The organism is Deinococcus sp. AB2017081, assembly GCF_034440735.1.
Taxonomy (GTDB): Bacteria; Deinococcota; Deinococci; order Deinococcales; family Deinococcaceae; genus Deinococcus; species Deinococcus rufus.
This window is the reverse complement of the sequence record NZ_CP140098.1, coordinates 3,627,565-3,645,535: the sequence shown is the minus strand read 5'-3', so window position 1 is coordinate 3,645,535 and position 17,971 is coordinate 3,627,565. Positions and strand designations below refer to the sequence as shown.

At 68.8% G+C, this 17,971-nt stretch carries 16 protein-coding genes and 3 tRNA genes; 12 read left to right on the top strand and 7 right to left on the bottom strand.

Annotation, left to right across the window (positions count from 1 at the left end; all coding sequences use genetic code 11):
- The first annotated feature begins 31 nt into the window (after positions 1-31).
- Positions 32-391 (top strand): hypothetical protein, encoded by a 360-nt coding sequence (locus U2P90_RS17790; protein WP_322473179.1) that lies wholly within the window; start codon positions 32-34, stop codon positions 389-391.
- Here U2P90_RS17790 and U2P90_RS17785 read toward each other — a convergent pair whose 3' ends face one another.
- Together U2P90_RS17785 and U2P90_RS17780 are read right to left on the bottom strand one after the other, a co-directional pair.
- Positions 392-2,551, bottom strand: coding sequence for a DNA internalization-related competence protein ComEC/Rec2 (locus U2P90_RS17785; RefSeq protein ID WP_322473178.1), 2,160 nt, complete (start codon positions 2,549-2,551; stop codon positions 392-394).
- A gap of 32 nt (positions 2,552-2,583) precedes the next feature.
- Complete coding sequence (locus tag U2P90_RS17780) at positions 2,584-2,973, bottom strand: ComEA family DNA-binding protein (RefSeq protein WP_322473177.1); 390 nt, start codon at positions 2,971-2,973, stop codon at positions 2,584-2,586.
- A 116-nt stretch (positions 2,974-3,089) separates the two neighbouring features.
- Between U2P90_RS17780 and U2P90_RS17775 the strand changes: the two genes are divergently transcribed.
- On the top strand, positions 3,090-3,251 hold the full coding sequence (locus tag U2P90_RS17775; RefSeq protein ID WP_295820750.1) for a hypothetical protein: 162 nt from the start codon (positions 3,090-3,092) through the stop codon (positions 3,249-3,251).
- 30 nt (positions 3,252-3,281) lie between these two features.
- Here U2P90_RS17775 and U2P90_RS17770 read toward each other — a convergent pair whose 3' ends face one another.
- Positions 3,282-4,124: a MerR family transcriptional regulator gene (locus U2P90_RS17770; protein ID WP_322473176.1), complete on the bottom strand. Its 843-nt coding sequence runs from the start codon at positions 4,122-4,124 to the stop codon at positions 3,282-3,284.
- Between the two features lie 72 nt (positions 4,125-4,196).
- Here U2P90_RS17770 and U2P90_RS17765 point away from each other — a divergent pair, with 72 nt between their 5' ends.
- The 6 genes from U2P90_RS17765 to U2P90_RS17740 all read left to right on the top strand — a co-directional run bounded on the left by U2P90_RS17765 (position 4,197) and on the right by U2P90_RS17740 (position 13,031).
- Complete coding sequence (locus U2P90_RS17765; protein ID WP_322473175.1) at positions 4,197-4,874, top strand: glycerophosphodiester phosphodiesterase; 678 nt, start codon at positions 4,197-4,199, stop codon at positions 4,872-4,874.
- An 86-nt stretch (positions 4,875-4,960) separates the two neighbouring features.
- On the top strand, positions 4,961-6,244 hold the full coding sequence (locus U2P90_RS17760) for an ABC transporter substrate-binding protein (protein WP_322473174.1): 1,284 nt from the start codon (positions 4,961-4,963) through the stop codon (positions 6,242-6,244).
- Positions 6,245-6,399: 155 nt separating this feature from the next.
- Positions 6,400-7,341, top strand: coding sequence for a carbohydrate ABC transporter permease (locus tag U2P90_RS17755; RefSeq protein WP_322473173.1), 942 nt, complete (start codon positions 6,400-6,402; stop codon positions 7,339-7,341).
- Positions 7,342-7,346: 5 nt separating this feature from the next.
- Positions 7,347-8,210 carry a carbohydrate ABC transporter permease gene (locus U2P90_RS17750; protein WP_322473172.1) on the top strand — a complete coding sequence of 288 codons (864 nt, stop codon included), beginning with the start codon at positions 7,347-7,349 and terminating at the stop codon, positions 8,208-8,210.
- A 226-nt stretch (positions 8,211-8,436) separates the two neighbouring features.
- Positions 8,437-11,406 carry an EAL domain-containing protein gene (locus U2P90_RS17745; protein ID WP_322473171.1) on the top strand — a complete coding sequence of 990 codons (2,970 nt, stop codon included), beginning with the start codon at positions 8,437-8,439 and terminating at the stop codon, positions 11,404-11,406.
- Between the two features lie 197 nt (positions 11,407-11,603).
- Positions 11,604-13,031 carry an RCC1 domain-containing protein gene (locus U2P90_RS17740; RefSeq protein WP_322473170.1) on the top strand — a complete coding sequence of 476 codons (1,428 nt, stop codon included), beginning with the start codon at positions 11,604-11,606 and terminating at the stop codon, positions 13,029-13,031.
- 90 nt (positions 13,032-13,121) lie between these two features.
- Here U2P90_RS17740 and U2P90_RS17735 read toward each other — a convergent pair whose 3' ends face one another.
- From U2P90_RS17735 to U2P90_RS17720, 4 genes are all read right to left on the bottom strand, one after another.
- Complete coding sequence (locus U2P90_RS17735) at positions 13,122-14,882, bottom strand: RCC1 domain-containing protein (RefSeq protein WP_322473169.1); 1,761 nt, start codon at positions 14,880-14,882, stop codon at positions 13,122-13,124.
- A gap of 302 nt (positions 14,883-15,184) precedes the next feature.
- Positions 15,185-15,261 (bottom strand) — tRNA-Arg (locus U2P90_RS17730).
- Between the two features lie 30 nt (positions 15,262-15,291).
- Positions 15,292-15,365 (bottom strand) — tRNA-Gly (locus U2P90_RS17725).
- Positions 15,366-15,397: 32 nt separating this feature from the next.
- A tRNA-Pro gene (locus U2P90_RS17720) sits at positions 15,398-15,474 on the bottom strand.
- Positions 15,475-15,556: 82 nt separating this feature from the next.
- Here U2P90_RS17720 and mqnP point away from each other — a divergent pair.
- The 4 genes from mqnP to U2P90_RS17700 all read left to right on the top strand — a co-directional run bounded on the left by mqnP (position 15,557) and on the right by U2P90_RS17700 (position 17,961).
- Complete coding sequence (gene mqnP, locus U2P90_RS17715; protein WP_322473168.1) at positions 15,557-16,447, top strand: menaquinone biosynthesis prenyltransferase MqnP; 891 nt, start codon at positions 15,557-15,559, stop codon at positions 16,445-16,447.
- On the top strand, positions 16,429-16,728 hold the full coding sequence (locus U2P90_RS17710; RefSeq protein WP_295818802.1) for a hypothetical protein: 300 nt from the start codon (positions 16,429-16,431) through the stop codon (positions 16,726-16,728). The genes mqnP and U2P90_RS17710 overlap by 19 nt, the downstream gene beginning before the upstream one ends.
- Before the next feature lie 79 nt (positions 16,729-16,807).
- Positions 16,808-17,263, top strand: coding sequence for a hypothetical protein (locus tag U2P90_RS17705; RefSeq protein ID WP_322473167.1), 456 nt, complete (start codon positions 16,808-16,810; stop codon positions 17,261-17,263).
- Between the two features lie 113 nt (positions 17,264-17,376).
- Entirely contained in the window at positions 17,377-17,961 is a 585-nt protein-coding gene (locus U2P90_RS17700) for an adenylate/guanylate cyclase domain-containing protein (RefSeq protein ID WP_295818807.1), read from the top strand.
- The last annotated feature ends 10 nt before the right edge of the window (positions 17,962-17,971 follow it).

Genomic DNA, 17,971 nt, shown 5'->3' with positions numbered 1-17,971 from the left:
GACTCACTTCCCGGTCTATGAAGTGGAGTATGTGTTGGATGGCAAAAATGTGCACCTTGAGCACCTGTCGACCCATGAGGTCAGGCGGGAATTGACCCGGCGCACCGATGAAACGAGTCCCTTCCTGATCGGCTGGGGCGATGGGAAGACCTCCTTCGGTGATCTGTATCTCTGGACTCAGGGTGGGCGTGCTGTGCTTGAACTGCACGAGCATCGTGAACACAGCGCGTCTGATCCAGCAGCCGTGAAGGCGACAGGGCTGCCGGATATCACCTTCCAGGATGGCCTTACAGTGCCTTACCGGGAGACCGTGCCATTGTCGAAAGCCCATGCTGCTGTGATGTTCTGGCTCATGACCGGCAGGAGAGATCCCCGGCTGACCTGGGACTGATCACGGTACAGGCCACGTGATCGTCCCCACCTCATCCGTGCGCCAGACCTTCGTGCCTGCCGCCTGAAGCCTGCCCAGCACGTCGGCGTTGGGGTGGCCATAGGTGTTGCGGCCCACGCTGATGACGGCGTGCTGCGGCGTGGCCTGGGCCAGCAGGGCCGCCCCGGTGCTGAAGCGGCTGCCGTGGTGCGCGGCCTTGAGCACGTCAAGGTTCCCCACGCCGATCATGGATTCGGCGGGGTCGGCCAGATCTCCCAGCAGGGCGGTGCTCCACGCTCCGGACTCGACCTTCACGGCCACCGAGTTGTCGTTGTCGGCGGTCGACCACACATTCCCCGGTGGCCACAGGACGGTCACGCTGAGCCCGGCGGCGCTGATCCGGTCGCCGCGCGTGACCTCGCGCACGGGCACGTGGCGTTCCTGGGCGGCAGCCAGCACGGCGTCCAGCACCGGGTCGCCCGCCTTTCGGTGCCCGATCCATAGCTCCCCGACGGGCAACGAACGCAGGACACTCGTCAGCCCCTCGATGTGGTCGGTATCGGCATGGGTGGCCACAACAACGTCCAGCTTCCGCACGCCCAGGGCCCGCAGGGCCGGAACGACCGTGCGGCCCCCGACGTCGTAGTCGCTGTTCACGGAGCCGCCGGCATCGACCAGCATGGTCAGGCCGGGCACGCGCAGCAGGGTGCTGTCGCCCTGGCCCACGTCCAGAAAGACCAGATCGCGCGGGGGGTGCAGGCGGCCGGGCAGCGCGGTCAGGAGCGCACACGCGAGCACGGTGCCCAGAACGGCGGGTGCCCGGACGCGGCCCCGCAGCCACAGCACGCCGGCTCCGGCGCACACGGCGTAGGCGATCACGCCGGCCGGGGAGACCGTGCCCCACGGGAGCACCGGGAACTGCCCGGCGGCCCACGCGATCCCCAGCAGGGCGTCGGCCAGCACGCGGTTCAGGAGGTTCAGCGGTGCGGCCAGCGGCCCCAGCAGTCCTGCCAGGAAGCCGGTGGGCACCAGCACGGCCATGACCGGCGCGGCCAGCAGGTTCGCCGGCAGGCCCACCAGCGGCAGCTGCCCGAAGGTGCCCGCGATGACCGGCAGCGTGGCAAGCTCGGCCAGGACGGTCGCGGCGACCGCCGTCCGCAGCCAGTACGGCAGCGCGGCGGGCAGGCGGTCGGCGGCGCGTCCGGCCAGGGTCAGGCCCAGCACGGCCAGGAACGACAGCTGGAAGCCGATGTCCAGCAGCCACAGCGGGAACAGCAGCAGGCACACCAGGGCGGCCAGCGCGGTCAGGCCGTAGGGGTCGACCTTGCCGCGCCCGATCGCCAGTGCCACCAGCACCACGAAGCCCATGATCACGGCGCGGGTGATGCTCGGCGACAGGCCCACCAGCAACAGGTAGAAGATCAGCAGGAACGCCGGTACGCCGTAGCGCACGCCCGGCGGCCAGCCCACGCGGCCGATCAGCCACACGAGCACGCCCGTGATCAGGGCGACGTTCTGCCCCGACAGCGCCATCAGGTGCGCGAGGCCCGAGCGGGCGAAGGCGTCCCGCACGGCGTAGCCCTCCTCGAAGTCCTCGCGGCCGATGTCGTTGCGGTCACCGAGTTCGATGGCCTGCATCAGGGCCGCCTGGCGCGGGGGCAGGCCGGCGGTCAGGCCGTGGCGGAACCACCCGCGCAGGCCGCCCTCGCGTGTGCTGGAGCGCACGCGGGCTGCCACCAGTACGGCCGTCGGGGTGGGCAGGAACACGCCGCCCTGGGCACGCAGCCACGCGGCCTGGTCGAAGCCGCCAGGGGTGCGCCGGCTGTCCGGAGCGACCAGGCGCCCGCTCACGCGCAGGTGCCCGGGCCGCACGGCCGGTTTCGGGGCCAGCACCACGCGGGCACGCGGCTCCCGCAGCGTCAGGAACTGGCCGTCCCACTCGCCCTCCAGCGTGACCTGGGCGCCCAGCCACGGGCGCAGGACGTCGGGGCGGGCGCTGACCAGCCGCGCCGAACCGAACCCGGCCGCGCCGCCGGCCAGGGCCAGCACGGCCAGCAGCGGCCGGACATCGGACAGGGCCAGCAGCGCCCCGCCCAGCAGGGCCACCCCGCCCCACCACACGCCCAGCGACAGCAGAATGCCGCCGATCACGCCCAGCACGGTGGGGATCGGCCACGCCACCCGGCCGCCATCCGCCGTCAGCGCCGCACCGCTCAGAACGACACCAGCGGCGTGAGCACCCGGAGGGTCGCCACCCCCACGCCCTTCACGCGGTCGAGGTCGGCCAGCGAGCGGTGCGGACGGCCCGCGATGATCGCCCGCGCGAGGCTCGGCCCGACCTCCGGCAGCGCCTCCAGCTGCTCCTGGGTGGCCGTGTTCACATTCACGCGCCCCGAGATCAGCGGCGTGATGCTGCCCGTCGAGGCATACACCGGCGGTTCAGCCGTGGCGGGCCGGGGGGGCGGCAGGGCCACCCGGGTCACGGCCGGCGCGTGCGGACGCGGCGCGAGCACCGGCCCTATGCTCAGGGCACCCACCAGCAGCACGCCCGCTCCCAGCACGGCGCTCCACACGTGATCCGGGCGGGGGATCCAGCTGGGCATGCGGTCATCTTATGGGGTGTGCTGCCGGTTGGGCGCGGCAGATGTGGCGTCGCGCGCCCGTCCACCCGCCCCGATCGCATCCGTCCCCCGGTACGGAGGGCTGTTATGCTGCGGGTATGGTTCTGGACCGCACTCCTGATGACACGCAAGCGCGCCTGACATGGGCGCTGGTCGTGATCGCCGTCGGCGCGATCATCGGGATCGGCACGACGGCAGCCCTGCTGGCCCGCAAGGGCCGCCCCCTGCCCGACGACCCCGACGCCCCGCTGTTCATCTGAGCGGAGCGCCGTTCGCTCATTCCCGGTCGTTCAGGTGGGCGAGGGGATGAAGGGCCACGCGACCTCGCCGGCCGGATCGTCCGGGCCCGCGCTGTTCCAGTCGTAGGGATAGACCTCGCGGCAGGACAGCGGGCCACGTGTGCCGTGCGCGTCGGCATACGCGGCCGTGGCGTCGAAGGCTTCCAGAATGGTGGGGAAGACGAACTGCGCCTTCGTGGCGGTCACGTAGGCCTCGTGGTGTGCGGCTTCCTCGCGGTGGGTGATGTCGCCCTGGGGACTGAGCGATCCGCTGTAGGGCATGCAGACCTCGACCGGGCCGTCGCTGTCGGCGGTCACGGCCCCGTGGTAGATCACGAAGGGCGCGTCCGCGAAGGCGGCTCCCTGATGGCGGACGTGCTCGGTCAGGCGGGCCATGCTCTGGGGCAGGAACGAATCCAGATCCGGCTGGAACACCCGCTGCTTGATGGTGGCGATCTGGCGGGCAGGCAGGTCTCGGGTGTGGACGGTGAAGGTCTGGGTCATGGTGGCATCTCCTTCCAGGGTGTTCAGGACATAGCGGGTCAGGGCGCGGCGCGTGCCGTGCTGCTGTTCGGCCCCGTCCCAGTACCCACGGATCAGGGTGGGGCGCGCAGCACTGGGAGCGTCCAGCACGGTGCGGATCACGGTCAGGGGCATGTCCAGCTGCCGCAGCAGGGCGATCAACCGGGCCGTGCCCAGCTGGGCCGGCGCGTACCAGCGGTAGCCGGTCTGTGCGTCGACTCGTTCGGGCGGCAGCAGCTCCAGGTCGTCGTACAGGCGCAGGGCCTTGACGCTCAGGCGGGTGGCCTGCGCGAACGCGCCGATCGTCATCAGGGGGATGGTGGGTGGGGTCATGGGCGGGCCTCCGGAGGTGTGTCCAGCATGGAGCCTGCCCCAGGGGACGGGTCAAGCGGCTACCCTGGGGGCATGACGCTGCTGCTCGGTCACCGTGGCACGCCCCGCCTGCACCGCGAGAACACCCTGGCGGGCTTTCAGGCGGCCCTGGACGCCGGACTGGACGGCGTCGAGCTGGACGTGCGGCGCCTGTCCGACGGCACGCTGGCCATCCACCATGACGACACCCTGACGGACGGCCGGCTGCTGCCCTTCCTGACCCTGGACGAGTTGCCACCCGACGTGCCCACCCTGGATCAGGCGCTGGCATGGGCCGCCGACACGGGGGCGTACGTCAATGTGGAACTCAAGTACGAGTCCGCACGTCCGGACGACCGGGTGCCGCGGTCGCTGGACGCCGTCCGGGCCCACGGTCTGAGCCGGCGGGTGATCGTGAGTTCCTTCAATCCGCTGCTGCTCGTGGCCGCCCGGCAGGCCGCGCCAGAGATCGAGCGGGGCCTGCTGATCCACCGCACGTACCGGCTGGGGCCGCTGGACGCCGTGCCGCTCGCCATGCGCGTCACGGGCAGCGCGGCCCTGCACCCGCACCACACCCTGATCGGCCCGTCCCTGATGGAGCGGGCACGGCGCGCAGGCTGGCGTGTGAACACGTGGACCGTGAACGAGGTCGTGGACGTGGAGCGCCTGACCCGGCTGGGTGTGGACGCCCTGATCGGTGACCTGCCCCAGGTGCTGCTGACCGCCCGCTGACGTGGTCATGGCAGGTGGGTCGCGGCGACAAAACGCCCGCGTAGCCGCTTGACAAGCCCCTGACCGGGGGTGCCTACTTTAATCCCATGAAAACAATACTGCTGACGCTGGCCACGATGGGCACCGCTTCCGCGCAGACCACGGTGGAGTTCTGGCATTCCTTCGGGGACGCCAAACGCGCCGGGTGGATCCAGGCCCGCGCCGACGAATTCAACAAGGCCAACCCCGGCGTGAAGGTCGTGCCTGCGTACAAGGGCAGTTACAACGACAGCCTGCAGGCCACCATCCTGGCCGCCCGGCAGAACAAGCCGCCGGCCCTGGTGCAGATCTTCGAGGTGGGCAGCCAGCTCGCCCTGGACAGCGGGGCCTTCCAGCCCGTCAGCTCGGTCAAGAACGTCGACTTCAGCGACTACATCAAGCCGGTCATCAATTACTACACGATTGGCGGCAAGGTGAACTCGCTGCCGTTCAACTCGTCGAGCCCGGTGCTGTACTACAACCGCAACCTGATGACGAAGGCGGGTCTCGATCCCAAGGCGCCGCCCACCACCTACGCCGGCCTGCTGGCCGCGTGCAAGAAGATCCAGGCCGCCAACCTGGGCGTCACGTGCTTCGGCATGAGCCTGAACGGCTGGTTCGTCGAACAGTGGATGGCGCAGCAGGGGGCCACGCTGCTGAACAACGGCAACGGCCGCTCGGGCCGCGCGACCGCCACCAACCTCGACTCGGCCGCCGCGAAGAACATCTTCACCTTCTTCAAGACGCTCCAGGACAGCAAGTACTACACCTACACCGGCAAGCTGGAGGACTGGGACGGCAGTGACGCCATCTTCACGAACCAGAAGGTCGTGTTCCACATCACGTCCACCGCCGACATCGGCAACATCAACGACGCCGCCAAGAAGGCGGGGTTCCAGGTGGGCGTGGGCGTGCTGCCCATCGCGTCCGGCACCAAGCGCAACGGCGTGGTCATCGGCGGCGCGTCCCTGTGGATTCCCAAGGCGATCAGCAAGCCCCAGGCCGAGGGCGCCCTGGACTTCGCGCTGTACATGACGAACACCAAGAACATGGCCGAGTGGCACAAACTGACCGGCTACTACCCGGTACGCCAGAGCAGCATCAACCTGCTGCGGCAGCAGGGCTGGTTCACGCAGACGCCGCTGCAGCTGGTGTCGTTCAACCAGCTCACGCAGACGGTGGCCAGCCCGGCCACGGCGGGTGGCCTGAACGGCGCGGCCATCCAGACCCGGCAGATCATCGAGCAGGGCATCCAGAAGGTGCTGGGCGGCACCCCGGTGGACGCCGCCCTGACCGAGACGAAGACCCGTGCCGACGCGGCCCTGAACGAGTACAACTCGAACTTCAGGTGAAGGCCTGAGCCCCCGCGCCGCCTGTGCCCGAAGCGGGGCGCAGGCGGCCATGTTGTGGCACAGTACGGTCACCCCACCCCGAGCTCCTCACGCCTGCTTCACTGCCGCCAGATCACATCCGTGCTCTTCCGGTGCTCCACCTCAAGGAGGTGTCCGTGCTGAAACCCGCGCAGACCACCGCGCCCGCCGCCGAGGACACGGCCGTCTTTCGGGGCTCGGTGACGCCCTGGCTGTTCCTGATCCCCACCCTGCTGATCCTGGCGGTATTCATCTACCTGCCGGCGCTGCGTACCCTGCGGCTCGCGGCGTTCCAGGCGAACATCATCCTGGGCACCGAGCGCTTCGTGGGCGTGCAGAACGTCACCGAACTGCTCCTGAGCCCGGCGTACCGCCAGGTGGCCCTCCAGACCCTGGTGTTCACAGTGCTGACCGTGAGCCTGGGGCTGCTGTGCTCGCTGTCCCTGGCGTGGCTCGCCAGCCGCAAGGTGCGCGGGGCCAAGGCGTACCGGCTACTCCTGATCTATCCGTATGCCCTGAGCCCGGCGATCGCCGGGACGCTGTGGCTGTTCATGTTCAACCCCGAGATCGGCGTCGTGAACCAGATCCTGGGCAGCCTGACGGCCGGCGAGGTCAAGCCCCGCTGGCTGGACGACCCCATCCTGGCCTTCGGGCTGGTCACGCTGGCGGCCATCTGGAAGGGGCTGGCGTACAACATCGTGTTCTATCTGGCGACCATCCAGAACCTGCCGGGCGACGTCATGCAGGCCGCCGAGATCGACGGGGCCTCGCCGTCGCAGGTGTTCTGGCGCGTGGCGTTTCCGCTGCTCACGCCCATCACCTTCTTTCTGGTGTTCACGAACATCATCGCGGCGCTGTTCGATTCCTTCGCCCTGACGGACATCCTGACGCGGGGCGGGCCGTACTTCCAGAACGCGGGCATCACGACCTTTCTGGTGTACCAGCTGTACCAGGACGGCTTCGTGAACTTCAAGACCGGCGTGGCGGCGGCGCAGGCCGCGCTGATGCTGGCACTGGTGGCCTTCATCACGTGGATGCAGTTCCGCGTGGGCGAGCGGCGGGTGCACTATGGGGGGTAGGCATCATGGCAGTTAGAGGTCTGGAGACGGTCGTGTCCCCGGCCGCCGGGACGTCCCGCCGGCACCGCAGCTGGACGACCCACCTCGCGCTGATCCTCGCGGTGCTGATCATCAGTGCGCCGCTGATCTTCGCGCTGATCAAGTCCACGCAGGAATCCAGCGTGGTGATCAGCCCCAGCATGGTGCCCGGCACATCGTTCTTCGAGAACCTGGGCAACGTCTGGACGAGCGCGAACCTGGGCCGCTACATGTTCAACAGTCTGGTGGTCGCGCTGGCGGTCACGACCGGCAAGACCATCCTGGCGCTGATGGCCGCGCTGGCCTTCGTGTACTTCCGCTTTCCCCTCAAGAGCGTGGCCTTCACGCTGGTGCTGCTCTCGCTGATGCTGCCCACCGAGGTGCTGATCGTCGCCCTGTTCGATCTGGTCAGCCGCGACCTGAAGTGGGCCAACACCTTCGCGGCGATCATCGTGCCGTTCCTGGCCTCGGCCACCGGCACCTTCCTGTTCCGCCAGCACTTCCTGAACATCCCCACGTCCCTGGCCGACGCCGCCCGGATCGACGGCTGCGGCCCGCTGCGCTACCTGACCCACGTGCTGATCCCCATGAGCTGGAACACCATCGGAGCGCTGGCGGTCATCCAGTTCGTGTACGGCTGGGATCAGTACATCTGGCCGCTGGTGATCATGCAGCAGGACGACAAGCAGGTCGTGCAGGTGGGCCTGCGCAAGCTGATCGACGTGGGCGGTCAGACGGACTGGGGCGGCGTGATGGCCGGCGCGATCATCACCATGCTGCCGCCTCTGCTGGTCTTCACGGCCCTCCAGGAACAGTTCAGCCGGGGCTTTGCCCTGAGCGAGGACAAGTAGCGGCCGGGTCGGTTCCGGCCGGCGATCCGAGGAATGCCGGCACCCGACCGGCACCGCCCGGGCCTCCACTCCACCCCCCCACATCAGGGTGGGGTGTTGTTCTGACTCGCCCTGCGGGACGCGAACCGGCGCGTGGGGTCGGACGACTGACCGTGGGGTGAGCATCTGTTACTCATCCGGCACCGTTGTCATGCTCCAGTCACAGACGCGCACAGATACTGGCGGTATGAACCACTCGGAGCGCGCGCCGATGGGCGACCTGAACGTCCTGATCGTGGACGACAGTCCAGAGGACGCCGAGATCCACGCGCGGATGCTGCGTCAGGCGTGGCCGGGGCGTGTGGTCGTCCGGGTCGCTCCACTGGGCGAAGATGGACTGTCGCAGCTGCAGGTCGAACCGCCGGACTGCGTGTTGCTGGACTACAACCTGCCGGACATGACCGGCCTGGAATTCCTGGCCGCGTTCCCCGGGACATGCGCGGTGATCTTCGTGACGGGCCTGGGCGACGAGAACCTGGCCGTCAAGGCGCTGCAGGCGGGCGCGCAGGATTACCTGACCAAAGGTCGCGTCACGCCCGAGCACCTCGGGCGGGATGTGGTGCGGGCCATCGAGAAGTTCCGGCTGCAGCGTGCCGTCACCGAATCGCGCGAGCAGATGGCGGCGGTGCTCAGCAGCGTGGATGACGCGGTGCTGGCGCTGGGCCCGGACTGCGGGCTGCTGTATGTGAACGGCGCTGCACGCGAGCAACTTGGCCTGACGCTGGGTGATCCCATGCCGCAGTGGCTGTGCCTGACGCCGCTGCACGCGGCGGTCACGGCGGTGCTGGGCGGCGCGGCGCGGCAGATGGTGGAATTCACCGACGGGAAGCGGTGGTTCGAGGCGCGGGTGCATCCGCGCCCGGGCGGCGTGACGGCCGTGCTGCGGGACGTGACCCGGCAGCGTCTGGAGCGCGAGCGCCTGCGCCTCCTGGAGAGCGTGACCGTCACTGCGCGCGACGCCGTGGTCATCGCCGAGGCGAACCCGACCCTGCATCCTGGCCCGAAGGTGGTGTACGTGAACGCGGCGTTCACCCGCATGACCGGCTACGCGCCGGAGGACATCCTGGGGAAGACCCCGCGCCTCCTGCAGGGCCCGCAGTCCGACCGTCCCGCGCTCGACCGCGTCCGCCGGAACCTGAAGCGCTGGAAGCCCGTGGACGAGACGCTGCTGAACTACACCAAGTCCGGCACGCCCTTCTGGGTGAACCTCAGCATCGTGCCGGTCGCCGACGAGACGGGGTGGTACACCCACTGGATCAGCGTGCAGCGCGACGTGACCGACGCGGTGCGCCGCGGGCTGCTCGACGCCGCCCGCCGCGACGTGCTGGAATTCACCGCGACCGGACGGGCCCTCGAGGACATCCTCGACGTGGTCTGCGGGCTGCTGTCGTCGAGCCTGCCCGGGCACGCGGCCACCATCTGGATCCGCAGTGGCCAGACCCTGCACCTGCGTGCCGCCACCGGTCACCTCCCCGAGGATCTGCGCGTGGACTACACCGGGAGCGGGCGAACCGTGGATCTCGGCCTGCAACGTGGCGTCATCCATCAGGCGGTGCAGTCAGGCCGCGACGTGATCGTGCCGGACCTGCTCGCCTCTGACGTGCCGCTGTACCCGACGATGCACGACCTGCTCACCCGGCACGGCGTGCGCAGCCTGTGGACGGTGCCGCTGCCCGCCAGCGACGGCTCACAGGTGCTCGGTGTCGTGTCCCTGACCGGCGACCGGCCTGGCGCGCCGGATGCCACAGAATCGGCCCTGCTGCGCGAGGTGGTGGAGCTGACCGTCACGCTGCTCGAACGCCTGGACGCGCGGGCGCAGCTGCAGCGCCTGGCGCTGTATGACAGCCTGACTGGCCTGCCCAACCGCGTCCTGTACCTGGAGCACCTGGGCCGCGCCCTGGGCGACGCCGGCCGCAGCGGCGAACAGGTCGCGGTGGGGCTGCTGGACCTCAACCGCTTCAAGCAGGTGAACGACACCCTGGGGCACAGCGCCGGGGACGACCTGCTGCGCCAGGTGGGGGCCCGACTGCGCGCCGCCCTGCGCCCCACGGACATCCTGGCCCGCATGGGCGGTGACGAATTCACCCTCGTGCTGCCCTTCCGTGACCAGACGCAGTTCGAGTCGGGCATCGCGCGGCGTCTGCGCGAGGTGTTCCGCGAACCGTTCGTGGTCGCCGGGCAGTCGGTCTTCGCCTCGGCCAGCCTGGGCCTGGCCCTCGCGCCCCTGCACGGCCAGGAACCCGAAACGCTGCTCAGTCAGGCGGACGTGGCCATGTACGGGGCCAAGCGCGCCGGCCGCCTCCTGCAGGTGTTCGATCCGCGCTCGCAGCTCAATCCGCAGGCCGTGAGCCTGGAGGCCGACCTGCACCGCGCCCTCCCGAACCATGAACTCGAACTGCATTACCAGGGTGTCTACCGTGCAGGCACCCGCGACCTCGTGGCGACCGAAGCGCTGCTGCGCTGGCGACACCCGGTGCGCGGTCTCGTGAGCCCCGGCGAGTTCATCGAACTCGCCGAGACGACCGGCCTGATCGTCCCGATCGGCGCGTGGGTGCTGCGCGAGGCGTGCCGTCAGGCGGCCGCGTGGCAGGCGCAGCGGCCCGGCTTGAGCGTCAATGTGAACCTCAGCGCCCGGCAGTTCTGGCAGCTGGACCTGCCGGACGTGGTGCGCGCTGCCCTGGACGCCAGCGGCCTGCCGGCGCCGCTGCTCACGCTGGAGATCACCGAGAGTGTGCTGCTGGACGTCCCCGACGCGGCCGAGACGCTGAATGCCCTGAGCGCCCTGGGCGTGCACCTGAGCCTGGACGACTTTGGTACCGGCTACAGCAGCCTGAGCTACCTGCACCGGCTGCCCCTGCACGGCCTGAAGATCGACCGCTCCTTCGTCCGTGCCCTCGGTCAGGCCCCAGGGGCGGCAGAGAACATCGTGCGTGCCGTGGTGCTGCTCGCGCACGCCCTGAACCTCCATGTCACCACCGAAGGTCTGGAGCAGGACATGCAGATTCAGGTGGTCGAGGCGCTCGGCAGCGACTACCTGCAGGGCTACCTGCTGGCCCGACCGCTGCCGGCACCCGACTTCCAGGCACAGGTGCTCTCCCATGCTGTCCAGGCGCAGGTACCCCTGCGCGCCCGCACGGCCGAGCACGATCCTGCGTAGGAAGTGAGCCACGCCGCCGCGCACCTGCGGTCACGGCAGGGCAGTGAACCTCCTAGACTGCACGGGTGCCCACCCTGCCAGCTTTATCGATGCCCACAAAGACGGGTCGTGTCCCGATGCTCTGCTGCCTGCTGAGCCTGTCGGCCTGCGGTACGCTCCCAGGGCCGACGCCAGAGCCCCTGCCAGCGGCACGCCCAGTGACCTACACGCTGACGAGCGTAGTCAAGCAGTTCGATCCAGGTACCAGAGCCCTCAGGAACTATGTCAACTTCCCCACCAGAGGCGGGCGCAGCCTGCCGGCGTATTACGACGTTACCGCGACCGATAGCACTGGAACGGCCGTGACGACCCCGCTCGTGATGTGCGGCGACACCGCCGCCGTCGCCATCACCGACATCAGGACGACTGCCCACCCTCGGCGGTTCCGCGTGGAGGTGCAGGAACTCGGAGACCATCTCCTCACGGTGCAGGCAGGCTCCACGTGTACACCGTCCGGCACGGCACTGGTGGCCCAGCCTGTGCGGGGCACTGCCCTGGCCCCACAGGGGTTCACGCTCTCGGCAGGCGGGCTTCACAGCCTGGCTCTGATGACCGATGACGCTGTGAAGGCGTGGGGTGACAACTCCTTCGGTCAACTCGGCGACGGCACCAACAGCAACGTCGACCGCACCTTTGCGCCGATCAAGGGCCTCAGTGGTGTGGTGGCCGTCTCGGCGGGCGAGGATCACAGCCTGGCGCTCCGATCCGACGGCACTGTTCTCGCGTGGGGATCGAACAGCCGAGGTCAGCTGAGTGACGCCTCGACCTATCAGTATCAGCGGGCTACTCCGGTAGCCGTGGGTGGGCTGTCTGGCGTGATCTCGGTCACCGCAGGCTATTGGGCCAGTCTGGCGATTGTGTCGGACGGAACTGTGCGCGCATGGGGATGGAACCAGAACGGGCAACTGGGTGACGGCACCACGACCGATCACCTGACTCCTGTGGCAGTGAAAGGACTGGACAACGTGGTCGCGCTCGCGACTGGTGAGGTTCACACGCTGGCGCTCCGCTCCGACGGCACTGTGCGGGCGTGGGGATTCAACGGCGCCGCACAGCTCGGTGACGGCACCACCACGGCCCGGACAACGCCCGTGGCCGTAGATGACCTGACAGATGTGGTGGAGCTTGCAGCAGGCCATGGTCACAGCCTGGCGCTGAAAGCGGACGGCACCGTCGAGGCGTGGGGAAACAACATTTTTGGTCAGCTGGGCGAACCGCCCTCGGCCATCGTGCGGGCCACCCCGGCACCGGTCAGTGGACTGTCGGGGATCGTCCACGTGTCGACAGGGGCCTCCTCCAGCCTGGCGTTGACGTCGGACGGCACGGTGCTGGCCTGGCCATCAGACGCGGGGACGCCGGCCAGCACCGGAGGCGCACCTCCCCACGTGCCTGCAGTGGTGGGTGGGCTCAAGACCGTGATTGCGGTGGACGCGGGATCCGGCCATCATCTGGCGCTCCAGTCGGACGGCACGGTGCAGGCGTGGGGTGGCGGCGGTGCTGGACAGCTTGGTTACGACGTCGCTGGGAACCGGTCAACACCTGCTCCGGTCACCAGCCTGGGCAGCGTCAAGCTTCCCACTCCATAACACTCACGCTGACGAACCCCCGACCGCTCATGGCGTCGGGGGTTCGTGCAGTTGGTCTGTCCGGAGGGCAGTTGCTCCATCCGTCGGGGATCAGGGCGTGGGCATGGCGGCGGTGCTGATTCCGACAACGGTGACGGGCGTGAGGCTGCTGGTGTTGGTGCCGTCACCGAGCTCATCATAGGTATTGTTCCCCCAGCTTCGGAGCGTGCCATCCGCCAGCAGCGCCAGCGAGTGGCCACTTCCGCCCATGACACTGACGACATTCCCCAGACCACTGACGGGCACTGGTGTGGTGCGGGGGATGGTTCCACCGTTGCCGAGCTGACCGGCGGCGTTCTCGCCCCACGTGCGGACGGTTCCGTCAGCAAGCAGGGCCATGGAATGCGAAGAACCCCCGGCGATACGAATCACGCCATTCAGGGTGCTGACCGCGACTGGGACGGGGGTGTCTGTGGACGTCGCGTTCCCCAGCTGACCGAGGTCGTTGTGGCCCCAGGTACGTACGGTGCCGTCGGCGAGGAGCGCCAATGAGTGGTCATAGCCGGCTGCAACAGCGACGACGCCGCTCAGGCCGCCCACAGTGACGGGTGTGGCGCTGGCGACGGTGGAACCGTTGCCGAGCTGACCGAACGAGTTGGCGCCCCAACTGCGCACCGTCCCGTCGGCCAGCAGGGCCAGGCTATGGGAGCTGGTGGACGAGACACTGACGACGTCGGTGAGCCCACTGACCTTGACGGCGACGCGGCTGTCGGTCGTCATCCCGTTGCCGAGTTGGCCCTCACCGTTGTACCCCCAGGCCCGCACGGTGCCGTCCGCGAGCAGCGCCATGGCGTTGTACATGCCGGCGGCGACGCTCACCGCGCCGCCCACACTGGTGACGGTGACTGGTGTGCTGCTGGCGACCATGCTGTCGTTGCCGAGTTCACCGAAGTAGTTGTAGCCCCAGGCACGCACCGTGCCGTCGGCGAGCACCGCCACCGAGTGGGTATTGCCAGCGGCGACGCTGACCGCACCCGTCAGGCCAAGGACGGTAACGGGCGTATTGGTGCGAACGGTGGTGCCGTTGCCGATCTCCCCGTTGTAGTTGGGCCCCCAACTGCGAACCGTGCCGTCCGCCAGCACCACCAGCGAATGGGAATAGCCGCTGGCGGTGGGGTTCGGGCGTGCCATCACCCCTCTGACCTCCTGAGTCGTCAACGCTGCGCCGCCCGGCGTACAGCTTCCACCCTGCTGCACCGTCAGGGTGGCCGTGGTCAGTGCCTGCACTTCGACCCGGTATCGGCTGGGATGCGCCGCGTCGCTGGTCGGCGCGATCTGAACACTGGGGCTGTCAGCACACAGCACCGCGGCAACGGGATGCCCGAGGCTGTCGGACGCTGTGACGTCATAGTACGCAGGCAGGCTCCGACCGCCCTGGGTAGCGAACCTGCTGTAGTTGCCGAAGGCCTTCGTGGCCGGATCGTACTGCTTGACGGCGCTGCTCAGGGTCGCGCTGACGGTGGCCGTGACGATGATGGTCACGTCAACCTGCTGGGCGCCGGCGCTGAAAGTGACCGTGCACGAGCCCGCTGCCATCGGTGCCACCGTGTAGGTGCTGCTGGTGCCGGTCGAGGCCCCTGGCGTGACGCTCGCGACCCCGTCACACGTGCTTGTTACGGTCGGCAGCGGCAGGGTGGCCGTGCGGGTGACCGTCACGGTCTGTGTCGTGGGATCCTTGAAGGTCAGACTCTGGGGAGAGGCGCTGAGCGTGGTGGCAGGGGGCGTTGCTGGTGCGCCACAGGCCGTGAGGAGGGCGAGCAGTCCACTCAGGATCCAGGGGCGGGCGATGGATGGCTTGATCTCAGATGTCATGGGAAGCGCTCCAAGGAGAGAGGGGCATGGCGTCGACGATCGGGCATATTCCGCAGCCACCTGTCGCGTGCTGATCGCTGGCGTCAGATCGTTCTGGTGCTGGGGATGTTCCTGAAGAATACTGGGAAGTGGGTCGACCTGCCGACAATCCCAGCAGTGGGCGAGCCAAGGATCACGTCGCCTGAGTACAGGCGACCCTCCCCTGCAACCTGCGTTCCACTCCGCACAGTCGCAGACCCCAGAACGCCAACGTGGCCCTGGGGTCTGCGACTGTGCCATCCGTGCTGGACGGCGGTTCTGGGTGGCGCGCCCTGCAGGACTCGAACCTGCGACCGACCGCTTAGAAGGCGGTTGCTCTATCCAGCTGAGCTAAGGGCGCATAAAAAAGGCCCCCGGACGGGAGCCTTCCTGGAGCGGGATCACGGATTCGAACCGAGGCCAGAAGCTTGGAAGGCTGCTGTGCTACCACTACACCAATCCCGCATCGCGTGGCCCGGATGGTGTGTCCGGGCGGGTGGTCGAGGCGACTGGATTCGAACCAGCGACCCCTTGGTCCCAAACCAAGTGCGCTACCGGCCTGCGCTACGCCTCGTTCCCTGCACGCGCCCGGAATGATAGCAGATGCCCGGCGGGGGGGCCACTGCGGGCGTATGCTGCGGGGCGGTGATGGTGGCATGGTGAGTGGCGGCGCGGCACGCGTGAAGACGTTCCTGGATCTGGTCAAGTTCGAGCACACGGTGTTCGCCCTGCCCTTCGCGTATGCGGGGATGCTGCTGGCGAGCATGCAGGAACGTGGCACCGGCTGGCCCGGATGGCACACCCTGCTGTGGGTGACGGTCGCCATGGCGGCGGCCCGCACGGCGGCCATGGGAGCCAACCGTGTGATCGACCGCGTGATCGATGCCCGCAATCCCCGCACGGCGGGGCGCGAGGTGCCGGCCGGCAAGGTCTCCCCGGCACAGGCATGGGCGCTGGTGGCGGTCAGTCTGGTGGTGCTGGCCGTCGCGTCCGCGCAGCTCAATCCCCTGTGCCTGCTGCTGATGCCCCTGGCAGTGGTCTTCCTGATCGGATACCCGTATACCAAGCGTTATACGTGGCTGTGCCATGTGTGGCTGGGCATCACGGACGGTGCGGCGGCGGCGGGCGGGTGGATCGCGGTGACGGGTGAGTTCGCCCCCGGCGCGTGGGCGCTGTGGGCAGTCGTCATCTTCTGGATGGTCGGTCTAGACGTGATCTACGCGACCATGGACTACGCCTTCGACGTGGCGAACGGCATCCGGAGCATTCCGGCCCGCTTCGGGATTCCAGCCGCCCTGAAGATCGCGGCAGCGAGCCACGCCCTGACCTTCGTGCTGCTGCTGGTCGTGGGGGCGGTGACGGGCGCGAGTTTCTGGTACGTGCTCGCGGCCCTGGTCATGGGCGGCATCCTGCTGTACGAACACCGGATCGTGAACCCGCAGGATCTGGGCCGGGTGAACGTGGCGTTCTTCGACGCCAACATGTGGCTGGCCCTCACCATGCTGGTGGGCGTGATCGTGGACGTGACGTGGCGCACCCTGACCTGAGGGCGGTGGTGCCGCCGGAGGCGTGCCGGGCGGTGCACGAGGGCCGGGAGGTCTGGGCGCTGACGCTGCTGGCCCGTGCCCGAGACGAGCAGCCGGCGGCATCGCTGCCGTGGGCCGTGCTGGAACGCATGCACGGACTGCTCCTGATCCACGTCCAGCGCGAGGTCGAGGGCACCTTCGCGCTGGAGCGGGCCGACGCGCTGCTGGACGCGGCGGGGATGGCGCGGCCGGGGCTGGAGTGGCTGGAATGCGACGATGCCGGGCCGGTAGAATCCCGGTGATGTCCTCCTGTGCCCCAAGGCTGTCCACGGATCTCCCGCGAAGTGAACGTGTGTGGCCGCGTCCTGCCGGGGGGGCGGGATGACCCTGGAGAGTTCCGAGCGGGAATTCACGGCCCGGTATCTGGAGTTTGCGGCAGACGGCCTGCTCTATCCGCAGACCGAGGGAAGCCCGCTGCTGGAATTCTCGTCCGGGGGGCGGGTGCTGTACCTGTTCGATCGCTGTGGGCCGTACGCGGCGGCGCCGGGGCCGGCCCACGTGGTGGTTCACGGCATCCTGCATGACCTGACCCTGCTGCCGGACGGCGAGGAACAGGTGGAGCAGCTCTCGGTGCAGGGCGTGTCCAGCGTCGAGGGTCGGGGGCGGGTACTGACGGCGGGGCCACGACAGACGTGGGTGGTGCAGGCGCGGATTCCGCTGGTGCTGTCGAGCTTCTCCGTGAACCCGGCGCTGTCTCCCGGTGACTGGGTCACCTTCCGCACCACGCCGCCGCTGCACGGATTCGTCGTGGGCCGCGACAGCCGTTCCCACCGCTAGCGGGGCATGATCCGGTGGTGGAACCACCGCAACCATTTGTGAACGCCCACATGAACGCCGGGTGATAGGGGCGTTCCATTGAATTCATGTGTGCGCCATGATGGGCACATCCCATGACCAAGCTGCTGCCGCTGCCGGATCCACCTGCTGACACCACTGTGGCGTGCCTGGTGCTGGTGGATCTGGTCGGCAGCACTGAGCTGGCGCACCGCCTGCCCATCCAGAACTACATGGCGCTGATGACGGAATTCGTACAGGTCATGATCCTGAGCCTGGAGGCCCGGGGGGCCCAGGTGCTGCAGCATCAGGGCGACGCCGTGCTGGCCTACTGGGACGCGCGCCACACGGCCGACGCGTGTGGTGCCGCCCTCGACGCCCATGACCGGGCGGCACGGCTGTCGCTGGCGGAACTGCTGGGTGTGAACCTGCGGCTGCGGTCCGGTGTGGCCGTGGGCGAGGTGCTGACCGGGATGGTCGGTGGGCAGCGCAGCGCGTACGGACTGCCGGTCAACTATGCCCGGCGGCTGTGCGACGCTGCCGGGGCTGGGGAAACCCTGGTCTGTGGACAGGTGGCGGCCATGCAGCTTCCCGGCCTGCTCAGGGAAGCCCGTGCCCCGCTCGCCCTTCAGGGCTTCGGCTCCGAGTGCGAGACGTTCACGCTGCGCCACGCGGGCGCGCTCCACATGAAAGTAGATTAAGCGCCACAGC